This is a genomic window from Rhizobium sp. SEMIA 4085 (assembly GCF_013004495.1).
GTDB lineage: Bacteria > Pseudomonadota > Alphaproteobacteria > Rhizobiales > Rhizobiaceae > Rhizobium > Rhizobium gallicum.
Genome location: NZ_JABEPH010000320.1, coordinates 1 through 7,149 on the forward strand (window position 1 = coordinate 1; position 7,149 = coordinate 7,149).

Annotated in this window: 6 protein-coding genes; 4 read left to right on the forward strand and 2 right to left on the reverse strand. The window is 55.8% G+C overall.

The features are described 5' to 3' along the window. Positions 1 to 254: hypothetical protein (locus C9413_RS24840; RefSeq protein WP_210263601.1), on the reverse strand; the 254-nt coding region annotated here is incomplete at its 3' end. 145 nt (positions 255 to 399) lie between these two features. Here C9413_RS24840 and C9413_RS24845 point away from each other — a divergent pair. Beyond that, entirely contained in the window at positions 400 to 1,329 is a 930-nt protein-coding gene (locus C9413_RS24845) for a hypothetical protein (protein WP_133939554.1), read from the forward strand. A 63-nt stretch (positions 1,330 to 1,392) separates the two neighbouring features. Here C9413_RS24845 and C9413_RS24850 read toward each other — a convergent pair whose 3' ends face one another. Further along, a complete protein-coding gene (locus C9413_RS24850; protein ID WP_052451808.1) occupies positions 1,393 to 2,064 on the reverse strand; it encodes a sugar transferase in 672 nt (223 codons plus the stop codon). Between the two features lie 879 nt (positions 2,065 to 2,943). On the opposite strand from C9413_RS24850, the gene C9413_RS24860 reads away from it, so the two are divergent. The 3 genes from C9413_RS24860 to C9413_RS24870 form a co-directional block, all read left to right on the forward strand. Then, on the forward strand, positions 2,944 to 4,083 hold the full coding sequence (locus C9413_RS24860; protein ID WP_170251035.1) for an NAD(P)/FAD-dependent oxidoreductase: 1,140 nt from the start codon (positions 2,944 to 2,946) through the stop codon (positions 4,081 to 4,083). A gap of 669 nt (positions 4,084 to 4,752) precedes the next feature. Next, positions 4,753 to 6,351, forward strand: coding sequence for an FAD-dependent oxidoreductase (locus C9413_RS24865; RefSeq protein ID WP_040115603.1), 1,599 nt, complete (start codon positions 4,753 to 4,755; stop codon positions 6,349 to 6,351). Between the two features lie 191 nt (positions 6,352 to 6,542). Further along, positions 6,543 to 7,149, forward strand: a 607-nt coding sequence (locus C9413_RS24870) for an FAD/NAD(P)-binding protein (RefSeq protein WP_348648800.1), incomplete at its 3' end; no start/stop codon positions are given.

Genomic DNA, 7,149 nt, shown 5'->3' on the forward strand with positions numbered 1-7,149 from the left:
GGTCCGAAGAAGCCGACGCTGCCCCAGCGGGTTGCGAAGTTGGAGCCTACCAGTTCGCCGCCCACCTCCGCGGCGAAGGCGGTGACGTAGGGCGCCTGCCAGCGGCCGCGTACGTAGTCGCGGTCGGACCAGAACGTCTCTGGTTCGGGTGCTCCCAAGAAGGTGCCAAAGGCCAGACGGAAAATTCTTTCGGCTTCCGGCAGGTCGGTCTCGGCCAGCGCGCGGATGGCTACGCTCGGTGCAGCCGTTCCCATATCGCCCTCCCTGGTTCGCTAAGGGCGCTATTTTACTCTTCTCCAGAGCAACAGTCACGTCGCATGGGAGATGCCGGCCACCGGATCGGTCCTCTGGCGGCAACATCCGTCAGGTTTCTGCCACTAGAATAATCTTGAGGCAATTATGTCTCATTATCCAGAGAGCGTAACATCTACAGCCAAAGATCGAAGTTTTTATCTGGTCTTTAGTAGGATATGTCTTCATATTGTTAAAGACTCCACAAGTGGTACAGTGATGTTACTCAATGATACCGTATTTCCCGCCGCTCAGGCAGCATCATTCTGCGTTCTGGACAGACTTTTGGCCTGCGAGAATGCCGAGCTATCATTTTTGTACTTTCACTATGAGGCTCGCTTCGTCCTTATCATGCGCGCAGCGGGTGCACCGGCAAGGTGCGAAATCATTGAAGATTTCGAGGAAAAAACTGGGCCGGCCGCCGACAATTACTTCCGCGAATTTGCAGCGGCTGTGCTCGAAGTCAGATCCAGCGAGCTCGGACTTTATCTGACATCCGCAATTTCTCCGGCAGAGGGCTTGGCAAATGGTGCGGTCGGGATCGCAAGGCGTGCGGGACGACCGAGCGACGCGCTTGCCCTGGAAAAGCTGACCGCCGCAAGTTTCCTGATTGGCCAGTTACTCAAAACTTTCGCCGAGATCGCAAGCGACGTACCGCAACACGACGCCCTGCCCGGACTTGTCTTACATCGAGCCCTTGACGCGCTGACCATCCTTTTTGACCTGCGGGTATCATCGCTGCGCAGTTTCGACGGCATTGAAGCTTATCGGGAACGACTGCTGATCCTGATCATCGCGCTGTCGACGATGGCAGCGAGCGCACAAGAAGCAGAGGCCGTCAGTGTCGAGATCGCAGGCGGGACAGCAGAAAGGTCGGTGACTTTCATCCAGAAGAACGCCACACTCATGTTTCCATTCATGAGCGGTCGGGACGCCGCGATCCTAAGGCGCGCCGTCAATGGCCTTGGCGCGCGGCTTTCGGTCCAGCGTGATAGCCAGACCAATATTACCCGCGTCCAACTCGTGATTCGCCAGTGAGGGCTGCAACGGCTGCTTACTCGCACAGGCACAGTCCTGACCGCGCCGCCATCAGCGATCTTTTCAATGATCGAGCTGAAACCTTTCAGCCTGGAACAGACCACCAATCGCGCGGACCAGGATTTTCAAATCGCCCAAAAAACTCCACTGCGCGGCGTAGGAAGCTGCCGCCATTTCCCCATTTCTGACACCACCAGCCGTGGCGTGGCAATCGCTGATCATGCCTGGTCTACAAAATTGTGCAGAGCTGCCCTTTTTTACAAAACCGCGATCAACAGGCAGCGATGGCGGACCAACGAAGCTCATGTCACCGAAGAGCACGTTGAGAAGTTGCGGCAGATCATCAAGCCCTGTTCGATGAAGAACTCGTCCAACGGGCGTTAGCAAAATATCGTCCTTCAACCTTTCCGTCATGATCCAGCTTGCAAGCTCGTCTGGATGGCGCGACAGATGCTGGCCGAGCCGGAGGCGCCAGTCGACCGGCAATTTCCGGAAGCTGTAGCAGTCAAACGCCTCTCCCCCGGGTGAGCGCCGCCTTTCAAAGTGAAGGATCGGTCCGCGATCGGCCAAACGAACAAGTAACGCGATCGCAATCATCAGCGGCAGAAGGCAAATGATAGCCACACCCGCCAGAACAACGTCAAAGATCCGTTTCTGTGCACCGCCCGCAGGCTGCGGGATGTGTCGATCGCCGTGATCACGAGAGGGATTGGCAAAGTCGGCATCGTATTTCATTCTGAGGCCTCCACAGCGTTGGCCATTTAAATCGTAATGATTAGTATTTTCAAGCAGAATCTCATGTATACCTCGAAAGCATGAACTACGTCCTCGAATACCCCACGTTACTGTAGGTAGCGTTACGTCAGGATCGATTTGCACGAGCACATTCATCTGACGCATAGACTTCTGATTTTTGCTGATGATTCACTATCGCATACTTAATAAGCTTCTATCTTTCTGATTACTGACGCCTTCTCGACATTTACCGCAAAGGTTGTCATGAAAATTCGTGTTTAACGACTTTTTAACGATGACATCTTTTTGACATCTTGTCTGTTGAAGGTTTCTGTCGACGCATTGAGCATGGTAACACTGCAACAAAGAACTCAGTTATCTCTGATTGTGCGAAGTATTGCGGGACGATGGAAGAAGGTCCCAGATCAGAGTGTGCGTCGTGAGGCCGGAGGGGAGTTCATGTACGCACCCAGGGTATTTGTTTCGATGGCCGCCGTGCTCATCGCTTTCTTTTGCGCGATATTATGGATGCAAGGGTCCGTCCTCAGTGCGTTTGCCGATAGTCTTGTATGCGCTGTCCTGATCCAGAGCGGGTATTTTCTCGGGGTCCTGTTTCTGGTTTGGCACGAGGACGTGTCCAGGCCCTCTCGCGCCCTTGATATTTCGAGCCAGGCGGTCGGTCCCCGATCCCGATGAGGTCACGACCCTTCCGAGCAGCCCCAAGCATGGGTGTTCGGATCGGTCGAGAGGCGAGGTGTTATCCGCTCTCGCGTGAAAATCTGCGCCGCTTTGCACACTGCAGAATTGACTTCGCTCCTCAGAGGTCAGATGAAGGAGCGTTAGTTCATGCGTGGCGGCGGTTGGTGAGATGAAAGCCGGATGAGCAGATTGTTTGTCGACGCCATTGTCGTTGGCGCAGGCGTCATCGGCCTGGCGGTTGCCCGCAAGCTCGCGGGGTGCGGCCTTGAAACCATCATGGTCGAAAGCGCCAAAGCAAACGGCACAGAAACCTCATCCAGGAACTCTGAAGTTATCCACTCCGGTCTTTATTACCCGCAGGGTTCGCTGAAGGCGACGGTCTGCGTCGAGGGCCGGGCAGCGCTTTACAACTACTGTACACGCCGCGGCGTGGAAGCGCGACGGGTAGGCAAAATCCTGCTTGCCGCGAGCCCCGAGGAATTGCCCAAGCTTGACGCGATTGCTGCGGCAGCCAAACGCAACGCCGTTTTCGATCTCCTTCCGCTCACACCGAGCGACGTCGCCGACCTCGAACCGGAGCTGAACTGCGCCGGCGCGCTGTTCTCGCCATCGACGGGCATCATCGACAGTCACGGCTACATGCAGGCGCTGCGCGAGGATTTCGAGACCGCCGGCGGCATGCTCGCCTTCCATACGCCGGCTATGGCAATCAGGTGCGGTGGTGTGCGGATTAGCCTGACCACGGGCGGAGCGGAACCCACCGAAATCGAGGCCGACTTCGTGGTCAATGCCGCCGGCCACGGCGCCCCCGGCCTTGCGGCAAGAACAGCGGGACTTTCCCCCAAGATGGTGCCGCCGCAGTGGTACGCCAAGGGCAATTACTTCGCGCTTTCCGGGCGCCAACCCTTTTCGCACCTCATCTATCCAATGCCCGACCATGCCGGCCTTGGAGTCCACGCAACGCTCGACCTCAACGGGCGCTGCCGTTTCGGGCCTGATGTCGAATGGGTCGATGAGAATCATTCGCTCGATGTTGCTGCCTCCCGCGCGCAACAGTTTTATGACGCAATCCGCCGCTATTGGCCAGGTTTGCGTGACGGCGCCTTGCAACCCGATTATGCCGGGATACGGCCAAAGCTTCACGACGCACCCATGCCGATGCCGGACTTCCGCATCGACGGGCCGCAGCTGCACGGCGTCAAAGGTTTGGTCAACCTGTTCGGGATCGAGAGCCCGGGTCTGACAGGTTCGCTTGCGATTGCGGATATGGTTGCGGTCGCACTTGGAGTTGCAAGCGGCAAAGAAGCATTCCCAGTCTGATCGATAACCGGTTCTCGTGCTCTAGCTGCCTTAAAAAGCTTACAGGCGGCCCGTGTTTAATGCACGCATGGAGCGGGGATCTCCTCCACCCGAACTGGGCCCGGAGCGTAAGGCGAGCAATCACGAAACCCATCACATGGCAAGGCAGTGCGCCAAGATCACGTATCCGAGCTTTCCTTGCAACCGCCATAATCCGCAATCGGCGCCTTCTCGCATGATGCCACTGCACGTGCCTAGGCGATAAATGTCGGAATCAATAAGATCGAAATTCCGATCCTTCCGAGCCGTCGTATCGAATTATTCTTGAGTATACCCTCGTCAATATTATAAATTTCTACCAGTATCTCTACCGCTGTTACACGCAATGATCGCATCGAATACTCTTTGAATACTCACTGAATACCCATTTCTAACACATCAAAAACGATGCATTTTTCCATATATATAACGTGATTGAACACTATTTCAAACTTATGATAGTAAAATAAACATTGCTTGAACTTCAGAACCATGCTTCCGCTTCTTTCGTGAGAGTCATTAGGATTTTTTAATCCAAAATCTTCTTGAACCCCACGCCTGCATACTCTTTTACATTGAATGCATTGCAACATATCGCATCATAGCTAACATTGTGACGGGGCCGCAATGATTTCAGGGCGTATTGATGACATGCCAGGTGATACCGATGTCCTCATCGTCGGATCCGGACCGGTCGGCCTCACCCTTGCCAAAGAGCTTCGGCAGGCCGACAAGCGCGTTCTCGTTGTTGAGTCGGGCGGGTTAGACCCATCCACGGCTTCGAACGAACTTGCCGGCGCCTTGATCCTGGAACCCGCCACCCACGACGACGTGCGCATCTGCGTCTCGCGCCAATTCGGCGGAACAAGCAACCTTTGGACCGGGCGATGCCTTCCCTTTGATCCGATTGACTTTGAAGATCGATTTCCCGATGGGCGGTGGCCTATTTCCTATGACGAGATACGGCCGTTCTACGACCGTGCCGTGGAATACGCCAACTGCGGCCAGGGGTTCGTCGATAAGGCGCCACTTGCCTCGGTAGACGCCCGTTTCGAACTAACGCGTCTTGAACGATACAGTCGTGATCCGAAACTGTTTCGCGCGAGCCTTCAGCAATTCAGCGAGGATAGGGGACTGACAATCCTGCTGAACACCACCGTCGTGGATCTGGTCCTGACGGAAAATAGCAGCGTCAGCCATGTCGTGGCCCGTCACAAAAACGGTCTTGCCTATCGCATTTCATGTAAACGCGTGGTTCTCGCCTCAGGTGGACTGGAAGCGGCGAGACTTCTGCTCAACATCCAGCGGCGTCACCCGCTGATGTTTGGCGGACCCCATGGAGCGCTCGGCCGTTATTACATGGGCCATCTTTTCGGGCATGTTGCTGCGCTCAGATTTTCGAACAGACCGGCCGAGGCACTTTTCGACTTCCACCGGGACGAGACAGGCGCATATGTGCGCAGACGCATCGTGCCGAGCGATACGCTAATCAACCAGCATCATTTGCCGAATGTGGCGTTCTGGCCCGATGTGCCGGCCCTTTCAGATCCGCAGCATGAAAGTGCCTTCTTGTCCGCCGCTTACCTTGCCTTGAGCTTTCGTCCACTCGCACGGTACCTCACGCCTGAAGTCATCCGCCGGCATCATGCAAGCCGTCTTGACGCAATCGCCGGCCATCTCAAGAACCTCGCCGTTAACCCGACCGAGATCGTCAGGCACCTACCCGGCTACCTGCGCAATCGCTACGGGCGAAACGCCAGGAAGCCCGGCTTCTTCATCAATAACAGCCGTCGAACGTACAGGCTTGCTTTCCATGCCGAACATTTCCCCGACAGGCAAAGCAACGTGCGCTTGTCTGACAATGTCGATGCTTTCTTCGTGCCACGGCTGACGATCGACATGCGCGTGCCTGACGAAAATATCCGTGCACTCGTTCGCACCCATCGTCTCCTGAATGACTGGCTAGAAGGAAATTGCCTGGGCCAGCTCGATCTGAATCGCAGTGACGATGCGCTTGCAAGTGCCATCGCGACACGTATCCGCCATGGCACGCATCAGATTGGGCTGACACGCATGGGAACGAACCGCAACGACGCCGTCGTCGACGGGAACTTGAAAGTCTTCGATCTTGCTAACGCATATATTGCGAGTTCCTCTGTCTTTCCGACGTCGAGCCAAGCAAACCCAACATTGACAGCAATGGCCCTTGCCATTCGCCTCGCGCAGCACATCATCCAGCCGGCGCCCTAACCTTTCTCTTCTGGTGACCGCCGATTGCCGAGATGACTTTCAACCAGCCTGATGGCTGCAGTTGCAGGTTCTGATTGATCTCCATAAATCTTATAGATTAATTTACTGGGACGGCGCCAAATATCGGCTAGGCCGGGCCTCAAAGATGCGTCAAGCTACTCCGGATCTCGAACCCAGTTGGATCAGCAGCGGTGACGAAAAACGAAGTGGATAGCGTTAAAAGACCCGCCATTGCCATCGTTGGCGGCGGCGTTTCCGGCGCGGGTGTAGCCTTTCATCTCGCAAGGACAATGCATAGGCTGCCACGCGTCATCGTCTTTGAGCCGCGCCGCGAATTGGGCCGCGGGCTTGCCTATGATACGAACGATCCTTCCCACCGCATCAATGTTCCGGCAGCCCGCATGAGCCTGCTTCCCGATGAACCGGAGGATTTTCTCGATTGGATTGCCAACAGCGATGGCGTCGCGGACGACCCGGACGCGTTATGGCCGAACGGCAATCTTTTCCCGCAACGCCGGCTCTTTGGCGCCTATGTCGCTGCGAGACTGCGCCCATACCTTGAAAACGGTAAGGTCGAGCATAAGAGGACGCTCGTAAGAAGGGTGTTACCCGGCCCAAAGGAATGGTTGATCATCGATAGCAACGGCGATGAGACACGCGCGGATTTCCTCGTGATCGCCACCAGCCATCCAGCGCCCTCAGCACCTGTCTCTTATACCACTCTCCGAGCCCACGGGACTCCTGAGCAGACCGGAAGCCTGCTTCTGCTGGTAACACAGACACGACGCACTATGATGA